At 38.7% G+C, this 16,725-nt stretch carries 20 protein-coding genes and 1 tRNA gene; 12 read left to right on the forward strand and 9 right to left on the reverse strand.

Annotated features, from left to right (window positions below; all coding sequences use genetic code 11):
• Nucleotides 1-117: 117 nt before the first annotated feature.
• The 5 genes from JM79_RS00005 to JM79_RS00025 all read left to right on the forward strand — a co-directional run bounded on the left by JM79_RS00005 (nucleotide 118) and on the right by JM79_RS00025 (nucleotide 6,347).
• Complete coding sequence (locus JM79_RS00005; protein WP_141876200.1) at nucleotides 118-384, forward strand: phage tail tape measure protein; 267 nt, start codon at nucleotides 118-120, stop codon at nucleotides 382-384.
• A 28-nt stretch (nucleotides 385-412) separates the two neighbouring features.
• Nucleotides 413-1,177, forward strand: a complete 765-nt coding sequence (locus JM79_RS00010) for a hypothetical protein (protein ID WP_141876202.1) — start codon at nucleotides 413-415, stop codon at nucleotides 1,175-1,177.
• 452 nt (nucleotides 1,178-1,629) lie between these two features.
• Complete coding sequence (locus tag JM79_RS00015; RefSeq protein WP_141876203.1) at nucleotides 1,630-2,367, forward strand: hypothetical protein; 738 nt, start codon at nucleotides 1,630-1,632, stop codon at nucleotides 2,365-2,367.
• Nucleotides 2,364-4,466, forward strand: coding sequence for a hypothetical protein (locus JM79_RS00020; RefSeq protein WP_141876204.1), 2,103 nt, complete (start codon nucleotides 2,364-2,366; stop codon nucleotides 4,464-4,466). Before JM79_RS00015 ends, JM79_RS00020 begins: the two co-directional genes overlap by 4 nt.
• Nucleotides 4,467-6,347 carry a hypothetical protein gene (locus JM79_RS00025; protein ID WP_141876205.1) on the forward strand — a complete coding sequence of 627 codons (1,881 nt, stop codon included), beginning with the start codon at nucleotides 4,467-4,469 and terminating at the stop codon, nucleotides 6,345-6,347.
• Between the two features lie 125 nt (nucleotides 6,348-6,472).
• Here the strand turns inward: JM79_RS00025 and JM79_RS16080 are convergent, their stop codons facing one another.
• The 6 genes from JM79_RS16080 to JM79_RS00050 all read right to left on the reverse strand — a co-directional run bounded on the left by JM79_RS16080 (nucleotide 6,473) and on the right by JM79_RS00050 (nucleotide 9,357).
• Nucleotides 6,473-6,619 (reverse strand): hypothetical protein, encoded by a 147-nt coding sequence (locus JM79_RS16080; protein WP_185739436.1) that lies wholly within the window; start codon nucleotides 6,617-6,619, stop codon nucleotides 6,473-6,475.
• A 2-nt stretch (nucleotides 6,620-6,621) separates the two neighbouring features.
• Entirely contained in the window at nucleotides 6,622-6,948 is a 327-nt protein-coding gene (locus tag JM79_RS00030; protein WP_141876206.1) for a hypothetical protein, read from the reverse strand.
• Nucleotides 6,949-6,950: 2 nt separating this feature from the next.
• Entirely contained in the window at nucleotides 6,951-7,574 is a 624-nt protein-coding gene (locus tag JM79_RS00035) for a hypothetical protein (RefSeq protein WP_141876207.1), read from the reverse strand.
• Nucleotides 7,575-7,606: 32 nt separating this feature from the next.
• Nucleotides 7,607-7,912, reverse strand: a complete 306-nt coding sequence (locus JM79_RS00040) for a hypothetical protein (RefSeq protein WP_141876209.1) — start codon at nucleotides 7,910-7,912, stop codon at nucleotides 7,607-7,609.
• A 10-nt stretch (nucleotides 7,913-7,922) separates the two neighbouring features.
• A complete protein-coding gene (locus JM79_RS00045; protein ID WP_141876210.1) occupies nucleotides 7,923-9,212 on the reverse strand; it encodes a site-specific integrase in 1,290 nt (429 codons plus the stop codon).
• A 63-nt stretch (nucleotides 9,213-9,275) separates the two neighbouring features.
• Nucleotides 9,276-9,357 (reverse strand) — tRNA-Leu (locus JM79_RS00050).
• 223 nt (nucleotides 9,358-9,580) lie between these two features.
• On the opposite strand from JM79_RS00050, the gene JM79_RS00055 reads away from it, so the two are divergent.
• The 5 genes from JM79_RS00055 to JM79_RS00075 all read left to right on the forward strand — a co-directional run bounded on the left by JM79_RS00055 (nucleotide 9,581) and on the right by JM79_RS00075 (nucleotide 13,134).
• The gene (locus JM79_RS00055; RefSeq protein ID WP_141876211.1) at nucleotides 9,581-9,814 is read left to right on the forward strand and encodes a hypothetical protein; all 234 of its coding nucleotides are present in this window, start codon (nucleotides 9,581-9,583) and stop codon (nucleotides 9,812-9,814) included.
• A 302-nt stretch (nucleotides 9,815-10,116) separates the two neighbouring features.
• Nucleotides 10,117-10,704: a HupE/UreJ family protein gene (locus tag JM79_RS00060; protein ID WP_141876212.1), complete on the forward strand. Its 588-nt coding sequence runs from the start codon at nucleotides 10,117-10,119 to the stop codon at nucleotides 10,702-10,704.
• An 88-nt stretch (nucleotides 10,705-10,792) separates the two neighbouring features.
• Complete coding sequence (locus tag JM79_RS00065) at nucleotides 10,793-11,227, forward strand: dCMP deaminase family protein (RefSeq protein ID WP_141876213.1); 435 nt, start codon at nucleotides 10,793-10,795, stop codon at nucleotides 11,225-11,227.
• Nucleotides 11,224-12,816, forward strand: a complete 1,593-nt coding sequence (locus JM79_RS00070) for a S41 family peptidase (RefSeq protein WP_141876214.1) — start codon at nucleotides 11,224-11,226, stop codon at nucleotides 12,814-12,816. Before JM79_RS00065 ends, JM79_RS00070 begins: the two co-directional genes overlap by 4 nt.
• Nucleotides 12,817-12,831: 15 nt before the next feature.
• Entirely contained in the window at nucleotides 12,832-13,134 is a 303-nt protein-coding gene (locus tag JM79_RS00075) for a hypothetical protein (protein ID WP_141876215.1), read from the forward strand.
• Here the strand turns inward: JM79_RS00075 and JM79_RS00080 are convergent.
• The 3 genes from JM79_RS00080 to JM79_RS00090 are packed head-to-tail and all read right to left on the reverse strand — an operon-like array spanning nucleotide 13,126 to nucleotide 14,508.
• Nucleotides 13,126-13,743, reverse strand: coding sequence for an FAD-dependent oxidoreductase (locus tag JM79_RS00080; RefSeq protein WP_141876216.1), 618 nt, complete (start codon nucleotides 13,741-13,743; stop codon nucleotides 13,126-13,128). The genes JM79_RS00075 and JM79_RS00080 overlap by 9 nt on opposite strands.
• Nucleotides 13,736-13,930 carry a hypothetical protein gene (locus JM79_RS00085; RefSeq protein ID WP_141876217.1) on the reverse strand — a complete coding sequence of 65 codons (195 nt, stop codon included), beginning with the start codon at nucleotides 13,928-13,930 and terminating at the stop codon, nucleotides 13,736-13,738. Before JM79_RS00085 ends, JM79_RS00080 begins: the two co-directional genes overlap by 8 nt.
• Nucleotides 13,930-14,508, reverse strand: coding sequence for a MarC family protein (locus tag JM79_RS00090; protein ID WP_141876218.1), 579 nt, complete (start codon nucleotides 14,506-14,508; stop codon nucleotides 13,930-13,932). The genes JM79_RS00085 and JM79_RS00090 overlap by 1 nt, the downstream gene beginning before the upstream one ends.
• A gap of 134 nt (nucleotides 14,509-14,642) precedes the next feature.
• Here JM79_RS00090 and JM79_RS00095 point away from each other — a divergent pair, with 134 nt between their 5' ends.
• Together JM79_RS00095 and JM79_RS00100 are read left to right on the forward strand one after the other, a co-directional pair.
• Nucleotides 14,643-15,215 carry a DUF3109 family protein gene (locus tag JM79_RS00095; protein ID WP_141876219.1) on the forward strand — a complete coding sequence of 191 codons (573 nt, stop codon included), beginning with the start codon at nucleotides 14,643-14,645 and terminating at the stop codon, nucleotides 15,213-15,215.
• Nucleotides 15,216-15,631: 416 nt separating this feature from the next.
• Nucleotides 15,632-16,609: a ribonucleotide-diphosphate reductase subunit beta gene (locus tag JM79_RS00100; protein WP_141876220.1), complete on the forward strand. Its 978-nt coding sequence runs from the start codon at nucleotides 15,632-15,634 to the stop codon at nucleotides 16,607-16,609.
• Nucleotides 16,610-16,725: the final 116 nt, after the last annotated feature.

Genomic DNA, 16,725 nt, shown 5'->3' on the forward strand with positions numbered 1-16,725 from the left:
AGATAAAGCTCGAACTCATGCAAAAGCTTTAGAAGAAACTTTTGGAACAGATTTTAAAGAGACCTTAAAATCAGCTAAAGCATTTCAAAAGAGTTTGAAATAGAATTTTCTGAGGCTATGGACAAAATTGAAGCGGGTCTTATTAAAGGCGGTGCTGCTAATGATGAGTATTTTGATAGCATTCGAGAATATTCAACCTTTTTCGCTCAGGCTGGGTATAGTGCTGAAGAATTTATTAATATCGTTAATACCGGTTTTGATCTGGGGATCTACCAGGACAAACTTCCTGACGCACTTAAAGAAGCAGATCTCAGTTTAAAGGAGCAAACCAAGTCTACAAGAGATTCATTAGTTAAATGCCTTTGGAGCTCCGTTTACAGATGAGATTTTAGAAAAAGTTCGCTCTGGTGAAATGACTACCAAGGATGCTTTAAAAGCGATCTCTGAGGAATCTGTTCGCACGAATATTAATGTCCAGCAAAACGCTCAACTTTCCGCTGATATTTTTCGCGGGGCAGGAGAGGACGCTGGGGGAGCTCTTAAGATATTCCAGGCAGTCAACAAATCTTATGAAGAACAAACAAAGGCTTTAACACCACTAGAACAACAAATTAAGAATGTTGCCGATGCCAACAGAGAACTTGAAGAAGCTCAGGATAGAGCGCTAAAATCTGATAAATACATTGCATTTACTAATGAGATCGAAGTAAGCTGGATAAAGTTTAAAACCAGCTTTTTCAATGGTGTAGATGGATTACTTAACGGCTTGTTAGATGCAGATACGGCAATAAGAAAATTTTTCTTTCAGACAGTTCAATATACTAAAACAGCATTTTCAGGCGAAGATGCAGACTGGGATAAAATTGGGGCACGATTCGACGAAATTGAAAGACGTAGAAGAAAACTTGCAGAGCAGCAACAAAAAGAAGAACAGGAACGCCAAAAAAATGGATCTGGAGTTTCGGGAAATTCAGATAGCGGAGATGAATACCAGGCCGAATTAGAAGCTGCTAAAAAAGCCGCTGAAAAACGTGCAGAAGATCTTCGAAAACTTGAAGATGATTTTTACAGGGAAAGAGAAAATAGGTTAGCAAAATCTAATGAGGCAATGGCAATCCTGGAAAGAGACCGCCAGATTCAGGAAGCTAAGAATGCAGGTGCTAGTCAGGAATTTTAAAGCAGATACAGGAAGAGAACCAGATTAAGATTGATGAAGCAAAAAACAAAGATGAAGAAAAAGAACTGGAGAGAATCGCTGCATTTGAAGCGAGAAAGAAAGCCTTAAAAGATGAGATTGCTCTGAGTAATGCAGAAAGTGATAAAGAAAAAGATCTTTTAGCAGCTGAACAGAAATTTGAGGAAGAAGAGGCGAAGCTGGAAGCAGAAATAGAGCGTCTGGAACTCGAGGAAACTCAAAAGAATGAGCTCAAAAAAATACTGAAAGAAAAGCAAGAAGCCGAAATAGCAGAGATTGAAGCGAGATATGATGCCATTAGAGCGAAAGAAGATGAACAGAATAAAGCTGCCCAGCTAAAAAGGGAACAACATTTTGCCAGGGAATCTGCTCGAGCAACAGAGACGCTAGAACGTGCAAAATCTGATGCACAGCGGGCAGGTTTACAAATGTTAATGAGTTTTGCCGGTCAAAAATCTGGTGTCTACAAGGCTTTATTTCTTTTAGAAAAAGGATTGGCAATTAGCGAAATTATAAATAACGGAGCAAAAGGTATTGCTATCGCTAAGGCTAACCACGCTGCAGTTCCAGCAGTAATTCCTGGAACAATTTTACCTAACCCAACCTGGATGGTTTCCCTTCAAAATATGCTTACCAATGTTGCTTCTGTAAAATTAAATACAGGATTACAGCTGGCAGAAGTTGGAATGACTACCCTAAAAGGTGTTACTGGATTTGAAAAAGGAAAATATCCAGACTACATGGATGTAACCAGGACAGATGGTAAACGTTTCCGTGCGAGGAACATGGGAAATGCCGGTACCAGAATTGTAAACGAACCAACTTACTTCCGGGATAATGATTATCTAACGGGTGAAAACGGTACCGAGATGATCATAGATAATGCTGTATTCCGTCAACTGGATCCACGTCTTATTAATGAGATCTTATATACCAGGCAGCGAGTAAAAGGTTTTGAAGGTGGAATGTACAAAAATCCTGCAGCCGCCGGTATGGGGCAGCAAATGCCAACTTCAGATCCAGAACTAAAAGCCATGCTGCTCAAACTAATGCTAAGGCTGGATGAACCTATAGATGCCCGTGTAAATTGGGGATATGATGAAGCTGAAAAAGATGCAGAGCTTAAAGGTGAAATAGATAGCAGTAAAAACAACGGTAAAATTACCTCATGATAGAATTATTACAGTCTCCAGATAAAAACAGGGTCATTGCAGATGGGAATGATACCGAGATATTATTGCAAGCGCGACAGGATCCAGATTATTTTGTGCGCGTAAAAGTCTTTATAAACGATGCAGCAGAGCCGTTCCTGGAACAAGGTTGGAGTAAAGATGAAAATGGTTTTTGCGAATTCAATTTAAAACATCTGTACCATTCTTATTTTATGAATGATACCGAGTGTACCTATACCACTGGATTCCATTCTAAAGAAGGTCTATTCAAGAAAGTCCAGGTAGTGGCAGAAGAGTACCAGATAGGAGCTTTGGTTCCAGTCGCTAGTCTTGAACTACCGCTATTCTATATTTTGAAAAATCACAGACCGGTACAGTTTAATGATGAATTGGAACTTCAGTTTCTTGGGCTTCCGCAGGAAAATATTAGCGTAGATAGAAATACCGGTTTTATTTTTCCCTTATACCTGCGCACCAATGAGCTATTAACGGTTTCTGTACGCAATGAACTCAATGAAGAAATTTATACCGAAGCCCTGGAAAACTTCCCGCTACAGCTCACGCAGTACGAAATCAATTTTCAAGATATAAACATCGCAGGTCTGGAATTTATATACGTAAGATTCAGTACTTCTGCAGGTGCCATCCAGAAGAAACTGGTATTTACAGATAAGTCATTATACCCTCCAAAAACTATCTTCTATCTTAATAATTATGGTTTTTACCTTTCAGCATGCCTGTTTGGTCGCAAGGAAGATATCTCTACACTGTCTCCAAAATCGTATATGCAAAAAGATGGTACCAGGGTAACGTATGATGTAGAAGATACCAAAGAACTGGAGTTGTATTCTGGCTATGGCTATAAATCGGTAACAGCACTAATTCATGCGATCGCCACGAGCACAGATGTAAGAATGCAACTGGAAAATAGCTGGGAACGCGTGGAGAGTACCACCAAGAAAGTAATTCACCAGGTAGACAACCAATATGTATATGGAGACGCTTTAAGGTTCGACAGGGTAAATATTCCAAGTTTCACCAACAGGAATACGTATGCGATGGTACCGGAAATAATAGATATTGTAGCTACAGGCGACGAGAACGAATCTATAGAAATTAGCAAGGCAGCGTTTTTAACGGCCTACACCGCTATTCAACCGGCAACTGTCCTGCAAATTAGGGAAGTACCGGTAAATGGAAAAATAAGTTTTGTAGACGGTGCCGGCATTAAAGAACTATCAGATCTAGTGGCGAATAATCCGGATATTTTGCCATATAGTATTCCGCTATCAGATTTTGTGAAGTTTATCTACGAACCAGACCAGAGAAAAGATGGGCTTCCACTCGACGAGATCGATTTTAAAATGGGAACAGAAGTAATATTGAGTAATACGGCTACCATTAACTATAACGTAAATGATATTCCAGATACAGATCTCCCTCCAGAAATTGTAGTAAACACGATCAAATACATTGCCCTGGACAATTCTAATAATGGTACCGGGCAGATAGACGCGACAGTAAATGTAGCTGAAGGTCACACAGCTACAATACTTTGGGAAGTTTTGGGAGGTGCGCCAATAACTTTTAATGATTCCAGCCTGGAAGACCCAACGCTGAGTTTAAGCAATGCCCAGGCAGATACTACGTACCAGGTTAAAATTACAGCGACAGACAACGTAAACGGTTTATCCAGTAGCAAAACGGTAAATGTCAATACAAGTTCTTTCCAGGTAAAAGTGGAGAAAATCAACTATCCCGAACAATCACAAAGTGAACAGGTTGATTTTAAATTTACAGGAGGGCAGCCCGGCGGACAGATAACATTTAAATTCACGGTACTCATGTACATGATAGTTTTTGGAGGTGCCAGATACGTATTGTATAAATATGGGTTGCCAGATGAAGCCATAAAATATACGGGTTCTGAGGATATTACTATAGACCTGGATGGGAATGGTGAATACTTACTACCGTGCCAGATTGTAAATGGTGCATTTTCTGAAGTTTCGGTAGAAGTAGAAATTATCGATGCTGTAGACCCTCAAATTATCGATCCCAACCAATTCAAAGTAACCGAAAAATTCTCAGGAGCATAAATGAAGTCATTCAGAATTATTACCAACGGAGTAGAATTAGATCACGTTCGTGAAGACGCAAAAATTCGCGAAGAAAACAGTTCCTTTTCCGGAGAAATTAAGGTGAAGCATAATACCAGGCCTTTAAGAATTATAGAGAATAGCAACACGCTTAAAGCGATGGGTGAGTTCGAAATTCATTCTGCAGGGAAACGAAAATATTTTAGATCATTGGTGGTAATAGGAGCGATTCGTCAAAACGCTGTAATTACACAACTGGAGAAATTGAATGGATTCAGGAAGTGTGATTTAAAGTTTGGCTCTGAAGTGAATGAGATCATGGATAAACCGATTGCTTCTTTCTTTCCGAAATTTAGTGTGATTGGTTCACCATTCCCAGAAAATTATAAATCAGAAGCTTCCCAGGAATATGGACATCAGCAAGCCTGGGTCAATCATGCAGAATTCATATCTAGAAAAATTTATCCTGAAGTAAAATGGCAACTTCCAGAAATTAGGTATCAGAATAAATTCGGTACAGATCTCAAAAGTGATGATCCACATTTTTTCTATCGTGGTCAAATTAACGGGCGGGACCTCGAAGGCTTAACGAAGAATTACCTTGTTTCAAACTCCAAGTATTTTACCGTACACAATAACAATGTCATTGCTCCGCATGTATTTTGGCTTGCTCCTATAGAATACGCTTTCGATTCGCTAGGATATAAACTCACCGGTTCGGTTCCGTTTCATCCATTCTTCAAAAGGTTGCTAATGGTTCCAGAGAATGACAATATGGTGAAAATTCCTAGGAAGCCACCAGGTGAGCCACTGGACATTACTTCAGTTCCCTGGGAGCAGGACTTCGTAAATGGAGTGGTAGATGGTATTCCCTACAGAACCTATGTGAAGAAAATAGAATTTACACCTGTAAATGCCGGTGAGCATGTATTGCGCTACGATATGTTTATCCAGGGAAATAACTTTCATGGAGTACAAATAGAACAGGCTGGGTTTTTAATTGCAAATGATTCTCGACTTTATGGTGGCACCTTAGAAGGAACTTTAAATTTTAACGTAGAAGAACCTGAACAAGATCAGCCGTTCCCAACATATACCTTCATATACCACAGCTTTGATAAATTCATTCCTGCCGAATTTGAAATAGGCTGGTACCAGGATCTTAGTGAACTCGATTTCTATGACATGCATCCCACCGTAGATTTCAGCCGGTATATTCCAGATTGGAATGTAGCAGATTACCTGAATAAATTTGCAACACTGTTCAACCTAAAGATTGATATTGATGATATTGAGAAAAGTATAGCCATTAATTTCAATGAAGAAGATTATTTAAAACACGGGAAAGTGGTGCCTATATTTAAAAGTCTTTATATAGCCCAACCTAAAAATATAGAAGCTGAAAGTTATTTCCTGAAGTATGCAAATAATACAGACCTGGGAAAATTCCAGGCTAACCATGAGGATGTAGAAAATGATGAGAACACTCAAAAGATCGAAACCGCATTTAAATATATTCCATGGCGGGTTCGAACTTCTGAAATGTCACAGGAGATCGAAGATAGAGATGGTGTAGGATTAGTACTTTACGATCCCGCCTTTCATCCTGGTACCGTAATTAGTTTTGAAGGTACCAATTTAAGTATACCTGGAGAAGGAGGAATCTTTGAAAGCTTCCACAAGCGATGGATATTTTTTAAGCTGAACGCCGCAAATATCACCTTGAAAGGACCCTTCTCTAAAACCGAATTATACCAGATATCGAAATATAAAAAGATCATGGTAGACGGGCAGCTCTACCTGGTAAAAGCGATTGATTATTCAGAAAATAGCCTTTCCCTTTTTGAAACTGAGCTTGAAGTTGCTTCTGTGAGTTATTAGTATATAATTAATTCTGCCGTTGAAGGAAAGCTACTTATCGCGAATATTCACTTTCCTTCCAGACTTGCAGATTAACGCCTGTAAAGTCTATAGAGGTAAATTTACCTTTTATCGTCATCCTGAACTTAATCAGGGTCTTGTTTTATAAAGTATTGGTTGATCAATTTGCCATCTTGAAATAAAAGAACATGAGAAAAAGATTCCTTCTTAGCAGGAAGAACACCTTCAGGAAGATTTAATGTGATGCCGTCATCATATTTAAATTTCGCCATAATTAGCTATCTAGTTTTAAGATGACTGATTCTAACAATGGTATTATATCTCTCTTGTCAGTACCAACTAATGCAGATTTAATATGTTTTAATTGAGAGCATATTTCCCACATTTCTTTATTATCGAAAGCATGGATAGAACATTCTGCTCTAAATTTTGGAGCATCAAGTAAAATCAAATCATCACCCACAATGGTGGATTCTATATTACGTAATTCTAATTTAGGATAAAATGCTTCAGCTAATTTTCGTGATGCAAATTCTTTTATTTTTTCTTCTCGTGGAATTTCTTCATGAAAATCTATGTTTAATTGAAAATTGTATTTCATAGTTAATTCTTTTGAGTAAAATAATATTGATCACCGCCAATTTTTTCAGAAAATTCCAAAGTGATCCCTTTATACGAAGTCGTTCCCTTCGGGAAATAATACCTGGCGATTTCTGGTAAAATAGCTTTGAATTTTTCTTCTTTGCCGGGGAACTTTTGAAGGCATTCATCTAAAAACTGTGGCGCAGTTAGGGTCTTAGGAAAAACACCTGGGGAGTTTTTTAGAAAACTATCCAGTTCATCCCGAACCTTCATCCAATCACCTGGCGCTTTGCTAGGTTCTATAATTTCAGGCTTTCCCTCTCCAGCTATACAGCCCTTGGTAATCTCATCATGATCAAAAATTACGATATCATTTTTGAATGCTGGATAACTTACAACTTTTCCGGGTTCTGCCACCACTTGCTCTTCATCTAATTTAATGGGTTCCATAGCACCACCAGATAACTGAGAATCTTCAGGACTCAATGCTGTTACCTCAATTTTATCTGAAAGCTTGTAAATTTTTTTACAGTTTCCGCAGGCAATTTCATAGGCAAAATAACCATCATAGTGATTCGCTTCACCACATGAACACGTAAAGTCCAGGCAGATATCGGTATTTTTAAATTGCATGAATGCTTCCATACCCAAATATAAAAAATTAACCTATAAGTTAATTAACTGGGCTTTGCATGAATATCCTGCATCCTTTTACTCCAGTGCTCATTGGTTTTAAACTTTGTATTATGATCATAGAAATAGCCTACACTCTCCCCTTGATCATAAGGTCCGTTGTAGTTCCATTGGATGCTTCTGGTAAGTTTATCCTGGTTTTCCAAAATAACACAATCTTCCAGATCTTCCGGATACTTCAAAAAACGCAGTTCAAAAGCTTTCTTTATTTGATCTTCGGTTCCTTCAGGAATTTCCAGTTTCTTTACAATGCTTCGGTTAAACCGGGTGCCTATATATGATTTCTCCATCCTTCCTAATTTAAATATCTATTGAGTAAACGTCAGAATGATCTGGAGGTAACGCATAACTATATTGCCTGAGGTATTTTTTCACCCCTTCAATAGAACGGTGGCCAGTATGCCCCATTAATTTCGGATAGATTTCATGCTCGGCTAATCCGTCATTTAAATAGCTCTGGTAAAGATCCATGATAGCGGTATGCCTGATGCTGTACAAACCGTACTCCCTCCCGAAACCTAGTTTGTTTTTCACTTCAGAAAACCTACGCCCCATCGTGTCTACTTTGGTCTTCAGCTTTTTCGGTTCCCAGACGCCCGGCTCATTCCAATAAGTGAATACATGGTAATGTCCAGGCTTCCCCTTAATATCCAGAGCCTGTATCGCAGGTTTAATCTTTTCAATAATTCTTCTTCTGGACCTGCTTTCAGTTTTAGTTTTTACTTCCAGCAACCAGTCTTCAGTATTAAGATCTTGGATGCGCAGTCGTAAAACTTCCCTTGGCCGCAGTAATGCATAAAATATGAGCTGTACAATGGGGATCATATAGGGATCGTCGCTGGACAGCGTCTTGATCACTTTCACTAATTCTTCCGGAGTAAACGCTTTATTGTTTTGCGGATCCTCATCTTCCAGCGGAATCCCAATAATGAAGTTATCATTAATGAGCCGCTCATTTTTCATAGTGCTGAAAAGTGCAGAAAGCGAACGTTTATGGTTGTTAATAGAAGTACCGCTTAACGGCTGCTTATCATCTTTGATATACTCAAAACGCAGCCAGTCCCAAAACTCATAAAAATGATCGATCCCAAATTGCTTTACATCCATTCCCGAAATTCCGTTTGTAGAGCTCCACTCATTAAACCGGTCCAGGTGAAACTTATAGCCGTCCACGGTGGGCTGGCTCTTTCCCTTCTTCTTAATGTCGAAGGCATATTGTAGAGCATCTTTTAATGAAACAATTTTCTTTCGCCTACTACTACCTGAAATGCTTTTGGTTTCCGGGTTCCAGCCTTTCTTTAAAGCTTCGTGATATTGTTCTGCCATTAAATTCCCTGCAGCTTTCCGTTCTTTGACGGTTTTGAGGTAGTTCAGATTTCTCTTAAATCTAGGTTGGTAATCGAAAGGACCTTCAGGATTTTTACGCCACCAGAAGTAGACATACCAGTACTGCCCAGGAGCTACAGAAGGTTTTCCATCTACTTTGGGTGTAAACAATTTTGGTTTAGAGTATCGTTTCTTTGCCACGAATATTTCTAAGCTACTGTGATCGTTTCTGTGTACGACTTTTATTGGATCGCTTTTTTTCATAATGAAAATGGCAGCGAAAAAAACTAAAAAACCCCTGTGTTTGCAGGGGTTTTCAAAGTCTAGTACTCGAGGCGGGAATCGAACCCGCACTTCCGAAAAAACTGGATTTTGAATCCAGCGCGTCTACCAATTCCGCCACTCGAGCTTGTGGACGGCAAAAATATAAAAAAAATGTAACCGCAACTTATAAATTGCAGAAAATGTAGAGAAACACATCTATACATTCGTTTTAAAACTCAATCAGTTTTATCAACCTCTTAACTAACTAAATACTAGGGTTTTGTGAAATGTAGAAAATTTTTATCACCGATGTAAAAGCAATTGAATTTTGACATACATTCGCCCGATTTTAAATTATATCACATAAAATGAAAAAACAATTTTTTGGTGCTTTAGCACTTGCTCTTATGGTTGCAACCATCTCTTGTACAGACAAGAAAGAAGATTCTACTGAAACTCCTATCTCTCCGGTAGCAACTCCGGTAGATGCTGAAGCTTCTCTAGATCAGGATTCTGAGACTACATCTGAAATGATGAGCTCTGAAACTGCGATGGATACTACTGTAACGCCTGAAGCAACTTCTGAAGTTCCACAAATCTAAGAATATTACTTCCTAAGATTAGAGCCCTGTTTACAGGGCTTTTTTATTTTTCATCACTTCCTGAATTTCAGATTCAAATCAGAGTTTTCTATTTTCTGAGGTGATGAACAGCTTTCTTCATATTCAAGCCTGAACATTATATTGCAATAGACTCATTCAGAAGTCATCATTAAGAAGCTACCATAAGCCGGCTAAGACCTAAGGATGATATTTCAAGTCCTGGAACCATTCCAGAAAGGCTTAGGTTCATCTTTGCAATTTTATGAATTAGTCGTACTTTCGATGCCCTATAACAGCGTACTATGTCACAATTTTGGGTTTATTTCGAGCTTGGTTTAGATCATGTTTTAGATTGGCAGGCTTATGACCACGTTCTTTTTCTAGTTGTCCTGGTAGCTTCTTATGGTTTCACGACCTGGAAAAGAGTACTTGGCCTGGTAACTTTATTTACTGTTGGACATACTCTCGCATTGTTTCTTTCGGTTTACAAGATCCTCAAAGTAGATCCCAATTATGTAGAGTTTCTAATTCCAGTTACGATACTCGCTACTGCGATTTTCGATATTGCCACTGCCGGTAAAAAAGTTCGGAATACAAATTACAACCTTCTCTATTTTACAACTGCTTTTTTCGGACTCGTTCACGGACTTGGTTTTTCTTCCTATTTTAAAATGATCGCTTCCGGGACCAGCAATAAGTTCTGGCCTCTGGTGGAGTTCGCTCTCGGGATCGAAGCTGCACAGATACTCGTAGTGCTGGCCGTGATGATCATTGGATTTGTTTGTCAGAATCTATTAAAGGTCTCTAAAAGGGACTGGATCATAGTTACTGCTTCTATCGTGATTGGAGTCATTTTACCAATTCTGCAGGAAACCTATCTCGCATTGTAGATTTAAACACTACGAATCATAAAGTTTCGCAATAATCTTTTAATTTGCAGGTAATTAATAATGCATTGCAAAGAGCTAGTGAATACCTATGAATCAGCAAAAACAACTCAAATTTGATCGGGCATATCTTCGTATCGCCCGGGAATGGAGCAAATTATCACATTGTAATAGAAAACAGGTTGGCGCGTTAATAGTTAAAGACAGAATGATCATTTCTGATGGATACAATGGTACCCCAAGTGGATTTGAAAACTTCTGTGAAGATGATGAAGGCTACACAAAATGGTATGTCCTGCACGCTGAAGCAAACGCGATTTTAAAGGTAGCTGGTTCCACGCAGAGTTGTAAAGATGCCACTTTATACATTACGATGTCACCTTGCAAGGATTGTAGTAAGCTTATTCATCAATCCGGGATTAAACGCCTGGTTTATCAAATTGATTATAAAGATAATGCCGGGCTGGACTTTCTTCGGAAAGCTGGCGTGGAGCTGGAGCAGATCACTGAACTGGAAGAAAATTGAAGAGAAGAAATAAAATATATACCCCTTTACTTTTAAGTATCGCCTGTGCCGCGGGATTGATCCTGGGCGCAAGACTTAACTTCGATACCGGCGATGAATTATTCTCTGCCAACCCAAAAAAGCAGAAGTTAAATCGGCTTATCGATTATATAGATTATGAGTATGTTGATGATGTAAACACAGATAGCATCGTAGATATTACTGTCAACAAAATTCTTGAAAACCTAGATCCACATTCGGTATATATTCCGAAGGATGAGTATGCGAAAGTCAGCGAGAACATGAAAGGTGATTTCGTTGGAATTGGCGTAAGCTTTTACCAGGTGAATGATACAATCGTTGTCATACAGGCTCTCGAAGGGGGACCCAGTGCAAAGATCGGGATTCGCGGCGGAGACCGGATATTATATGCTAACGGGAAAGCTCTTTTCAAAAGTGATGTGACAGAGGACTCCGTCATCGCACAACTAAAGGGAAAGGAAAACTCAAAAGTTGCTCTAAAAGTTCTTCGGAAGGGAAGCGACGAGTTGCTTACATTCAATGTAAGAAGAGGTGTTGTCCCCATAAAAAGCGTCGATGCCAGTTATATGCTTACCAAAGAGCTTGGTTATATAAAGATCGATCGTTTTTCTGAAACTACTTATGAAGAATTTAGTGAAGCCATACAGGAACTAAAAGCCAGTGGCGCTACACAAATTGCATTAGATCTAAGAGACAACCCTGGAGGATACCTTTCTGAAGCCATCAATATAGCCGACGAATTTATCAAGGACGACAAACTAATTCTGTTCACTAAAAATAAAAGTGGCTCTATCGAAGAAACCTTTGCTCAGAGGGAAGGTGAATTTGAAAACGGGAAAGTTTTCGTCCTTATTAATGAAAATTCCGCTTCCGCCAGTGAAGTGGTAGCCGGAGCTTTACAGGATAATGATGTAGGAACTATCGTTGGGCGTCGCTCCTATGGAAAAGGTTTGGTACAACGCGAAATGGAACTGGGTGACGGTAGCGCTGTAATACTTACCATAGCGAGATATTATACTCCTACGGGAAGATCTATTCAGAAACCATATGATAATGGCAATGAGTCCTACTTCAATGATTATATGGAAAGATATGAAAATGGGGAATTAAGCAGCAGGGATTCTATCGTTACCAATGACAGTCTTCGTTATATCACTCCCGGTGGAAAAGTCGTATATGGCGGCGGCGGAATCATCCCGGATATTTTTGTTCCCAAGGATACGAACCTGGAAAAGGAAAAACTCACCTTACTCCTAAGAGGTGGTTATATGAGCCGATTTATATTTGATCTTCTGGAAAAGGACCGGACATTTTACAACAATATTACCAGGAAAAATTACCGCGAGAAGATCGAAATCACAGATAAGATGATTTATGATTTTAATCGCTATTTAAAATATCAAAACATTGGTTTAGGAAATGTTAGTGAAGAGCGTAAGCCTATTTTGAAGAAATATTTAAAGGCTGAAATTGCACAGCAACTATTTGGCACTAATGTATTTGAACGGTATTTAAATGAAGATGATCGATTAATCGAGAAAATAATCCAGTTGTCGATGGAAAAATAATATTTTAGGACGCTCATGAATGAATTCCTGGAATACCTTTCAGCGATCTGGCCGCTTACCCCGTTACTGCTATTTATACTTGCAGTAACTTTCCGACTATTAGATAACAGTACTTCCTTATTTCTACAAAAAGATATTCTTGTGAATCATTCCAATGTTTCCAGGGGATTGATGCGTGACGCCATGAAACATAATGAGGATGAACGCTTTAAGAGCAAACTCAAAACCGCACTTATCTTTAGGAATCTGCATCACGGGCTTATGATCCTTGCCGCAATTACACTTCCAATAAGTTTGATCCTGTTCTTTCTACGCTAGCTTATCATGGATTTTGCTATGCTCACCGTTATTCCACTCAGTTAGAATATCAGTTGCAACTGCTGCACCACTGCCCGCAGCAATTGAATATTGACTACGCCAACCTGCTAAAGTTCCAGCTACATAGAGTCCCTTGGTTACCAAATGATCAACATTCTGTAACTGGATTCGTTCTTTCTCTGCTTTTGCTTTTTTATGCGGAATCACATACTCCTCCAAACCTTTAATTCGCATTGGACTTGTGTAACCAGTAGCGATAACAAGTCTTTCTGAAGTATACACATTCTTGTTTGTAGTTAACTGGAATCCTTCAGATAAAGACAAAATTTCTTTCGCTTTCTCCTTCGGAATAAGTTCTACATCTGGATAAAGTTTTTCTAAATGCAGAATACTTTTCTCAAGGAGCACCTTACCATTGGTTCCGGGAGCTATTCCGAAGGCATTATTGAGCAAAGCCGAGTTTAGGTGAGAGTTCCTGTGATGTAACAAAATACCTACTTTTCGATTTAAAGCGTAAGGCTTCTCGAGAGCAGAACCAAGCACGAGTGCACAGGAAATACCTGCTACTCCAGCTCCAACAATTAATACATCATAATGGAAATTACCCATGTTTTCGTGAAATCGTTCTGGAAACCAGAAGGATCGACATCAAAATGATCACACAAAGACTTGCAAGAATAACGATAAGCGCATTTGCACTATCACCTTCAAGAAGAGCATTGAGATCAAGTGAACTTACGCTCACTCCAATAAAAACAACAGCTAGGAAAATGATGAAATAAATAAAATACTTCATTAGAATAAATTCTGAATATTTGCGGCGAAAAGCTTCACGGCGATAGCAAGTAAGATCACTCCAAAAACTTTTCTAATTACATTAATACCCTGAGATCCAAGAATCTTCTCGATACGTCCGGAAGATTTAAGAACCAGGTATACAAATATAATATTGAATATGATAGCGACAATGATATTTATTGTTTCATATTCTGCCTGCAAAGAAACCAGAGTAGTCATCGTTCCCGCTCCTGCAACCAATGGGAATGCCAAAGGTACTATAGACGCAGATTCCGGAGCATCGTCTTTATAAAGACTAATTCCCAGGATCATTTCCAAAGCCAGGAAAAATAAGATAAAGGAACCGGCCACAGCAAATGAGTTCACATCAATTCCAATCAAATTCAGGATCTCTTTTCCCAGGAAGAGAAAGACTACCATAAGACAACCGGCTACGATCGATGCTTTTTCACTCTGTATGTGACCTACTTTTTTACGCAGATCTATAATGATAGGAATACTTCCTACGATATCTATTACCGCAAAAAGAATCATCCCAGCGGTGAATATTTGCTTGAAGTCCAATACTTTAAACATAGTCTAAATCTTTAAAAATAAGCGGCAAAAGTAATTCAAGATTTCTGATTGACAATCGATGAGATTATTAATTTTCTATAAATTTTGGAGGCCATTTCTTTAGGTCTATAAAAGGATAGATTTATCTTTGCAGCATGTTTCAATTAGGTAAGACTTTAGTTTCTGAGGAGATCATCAAGAATGATTTTTTGTGTAATCTTTCTGCATGCAAAGGCGCATGCTGTATAGATGGTGAAGCCGGTGCTCCGGTAGAGCCAGAAGAACGTGAGATCATGGAAAGGATTTACCCTAAAGTGAAGCAATATCTTCGTCCTGAAGGTATAGAAGCCATCGAACGCCAGGGTGTTTATATCACCCGCGAAAACGGGGAAATTGAAACTCCGCTAATCAATGATGCAGATTGCGCTTACGTAACCTTTGATGAAAAGGGTACAGCACTCTGCGGAATTGAAGAAGCTTATAACCAGGGCGATATTGACTGGAAAAAACCTGTAAGCTGTCATTTATACCCGGTTAGAATCCAGGAATACACTTCATTTTCCGCAGTGAATTATCATCGCTGGGAAATTTGTGATGATGCCTGCAGTCTCGGAGCAGAACTACAGGTGCCCATTTACAAATTTGTTAAAGAGGCTCTGGTTAGAAAATTTGGCGAAGAATGGTATCAGGAATTAACTGTTATCGCAGACGAGATTCAGAAAAAATAGATCACCGGATTCCCCTTTTTAGCGTTTCTGAAATTTATCTGTGCTGTTAATAATTCTCTATTTTGTTTAATCTTTTACGCCCAATCTTTTTCAAAAATTGATCTTGATGACTTGTTCTTACCTTGAATAAGATGAATTTACAACCATTTTCTACAGATCAAAACCATTAAACAAAGCCCCCAAAAACGCTCTATACTGATGGTTTTCTTAAATAACCATTAACACATTATAGTTTTCTGTATACCAATGTTTTAGTTCGTTATTTTAACAATTATCTAAGAATAATAGCACTTTTCACTGTTGAAAACTTTGTTGAAAAGGTTCCACCCTATTTCCCCTTTTATATGGCTGATTTTTAAATCTTTGTTAGAGAACGAAAGAACAAAAATCACCGATATACTTAAAACCTCCCATTTATGTCTCAAATAGAACCAATTTTACAGGAAAACAAAGATCGATTTGTGATCTTTCCGATCAAACATAATGACATTTGGGACTGGTATAAAAAAATGGAAGCTTGCTTCTGGACTGCGGAAGAAATTGATCTTCACCAGGATCTTACCGACTGGTCCAATAAATTGAACGCCGACGAGCGTTACTTTATAAAACATATCCTCGCCTTCTTCGCTGCTTCAGATGGTATTGTAAATGAAAACCTTGCTGAAAATTTCGTGAACGAAGTACAATACTCGGAAGCTAAGTTTTTCTACGGTTTCCAAATCATGATGGAAAACATTCATTCTGAAACCTATTCGCTTTTAATTGATACCTACGTTAAAGATGAAAAGGAAAAGAATCAGCTTTTTACAGCTATCGAAGTTTTCCCGGCTATCAAGAAAAAGGCAGACTGGGCACTAAACTGGATCGAATCAGATTCGTTTGCTGAAAGACTGATCGCTTTTGCTGCGGTAGAAGGTATTTTTTTTAGCGGAGCCTTCTGCTCTATATTCTGGTTAAAGAAACGCGGACTCATGCCCGGACTTACGTTCTCCAATGAATTGATCTCCAGGGATGAAGGAATGCATTGTGATTTTGCGGTACATCTGCATAATAATCACCTTGTAAATAAGGTTCCGAAGGAAAAAATACGCAAGATCATTATCGATGCTCTTAATATTGAACGTGAATTTGTAACTGAATCACTTCCAGTGAGCCTGATTGGGATGAATGCGAAATTAATGACCCAGTATCTTGAATTTGTAACCGACCGACTTCTGGTAGAACTGGAATGTGAGAAAGAATTTAATGTTACGAATCCATTCGATTTTATGGACATGATTAACCTGCAGGGAAAAACGAACTTTTTCGAGAAAAGAGTGAGCGAATATCAGAAGGCAGGAGTGATGAATAAGGATAAAGAATCAGATGAAATCAGCTTTGATGCCGATTTCTAAAGTCCAACTGCGCTGCGCCCCCCAATGCAGCGCTTGTTGAGCTTTTCTAAGAATACCATTTAAAATCTAAAATTATTAATCCGGTTACAAAACCGGGCAGGGATGCCTATGTTCAG

This window comes from Gramella sp. Hel_I_59, assembly GCF_006714895.1.
Lineage (GTDB): Bacteria > Bacteroidota > Bacteroidia > Flavobacteriales > Flavobacteriaceae > Christiangramia.

Excerpts from the sequence above, each read along its gene's own strand:
- JM79_RS00090 (WP_141876218.1), bottom strand. The coding sequence starts at position 14,508 with ATGTTTAAAGTATTGGACTTCAAGCAAATATTCACCGCTGGGATGATT.
- JM79_RS00045 (WP_141876210.1), bottom strand. The coding sequence starts at position 9,212 with ATGAAAAAAAGCGATCCAATAAAAGTCGTACACAGAAACGATCACAGT.
- JM79_RS00100 (WP_141876220.1), top strand. The coding sequence starts at position 15,632 with ATGTCTCAAATAGAACCAATTTTACAGGAAAACAAAGATCGATTTGTG.
- JM79_RS00005 (WP_141876200.1), top strand. The coding sequence starts at position 118 with ATGGACAAAATTGAAGCGGGTCTTATTAAAGGCGGTGCTGCTAATGAT.
- JM79_RS00040 (WP_141876209.1), bottom strand. The coding sequence starts at position 7,912 with ATGGAGAAATCATATATAGGCACCCGGTTTAACCGAAGCATTGTAAAG.
- JM79_RS00025 (WP_141876205.1), top strand. The coding sequence starts at position 4,467 with ATGAAGTCATTCAGAATTATTACCAACGGAGTAGAATTAGATCACGTT.
- JM79_RS00095 (WP_141876219.1), top strand. The coding sequence starts at position 14,643 with ATGTTTCAATTAGGTAAGACTTTAGTTTCTGAGGAGATCATCAAGAAT.
- JM79_RS00015 (WP_141876203.1), top strand. The coding sequence starts at position 1,630 with ATGAGTTTTGCCGGTCAAAAATCTGGTGTCTACAAGGCTTTATTTCTT.
- JM79_RS00075 (WP_141876215.1), top strand. The coding sequence starts at position 12,832 with ATGAATGAATTCCTGGAATACCTTTCAGCGATCTGGCCGCTTACCCCG.
- JM79_RS00020 (WP_141876204.1), top strand. The coding sequence starts at position 2,364 with ATGATAGAATTATTACAGTCTCCAGATAAAAACAGGGTCATTGCAGAT.
- JM79_RS00085 (WP_141876217.1), bottom strand. The coding sequence starts at position 13,930 with ATGAAGTATTTTATTTATTTCATCATTTTCCTAGCTGTTGTTTTTATT.
- JM79_RS00055 (WP_141876211.1), top strand. The coding sequence starts at position 9,581 with ATGAAAAAACAATTTTTTGGTGCTTTAGCACTTGCTCTTATGGTTGCA.
- JM79_RS00080 (WP_141876216.1), bottom strand. The coding sequence starts at position 13,743 with ATGGGTAATTTCCATTATGATGTATTAATTGTTGGAGCTGGAGTAGCA.
- JM79_RS16080 (WP_185739436.1), bottom strand. The coding sequence starts at position 6,619 with ATGGCGAAATTTAAATATGATGACGGCATCACATTAAATCTTCCTGAA.
- JM79_RS00030 (WP_141876206.1), bottom strand. The coding sequence starts at position 6,948 with ATGAAATACAATTTTCAATTAAACATAGATTTTCATGAAGAAATTCCA.
- JM79_RS00035 (WP_141876207.1), bottom strand. The coding sequence starts at position 7,574 with ATGGAAGCATTCATGCAATTTAAAAATACCGATATCTGCCTGGACTTT.
- JM79_RS00060 (WP_141876212.1), top strand. The coding sequence starts at position 10,117 with ATGTCACAATTTTGGGTTTATTTCGAGCTTGGTTTAGATCATGTTTTA.
- JM79_RS00010 (WP_141876202.1), top strand. The coding sequence starts at position 413 with ATGACTACCAAGGATGCTTTAAAAGCGATCTCTGAGGAATCTGTTCGC.
- JM79_RS00065 (WP_141876213.1), top strand. The coding sequence starts at position 10,793 with ATGAATCAGCAAAAACAACTCAAATTTGATCGGGCATATCTTCGTATC.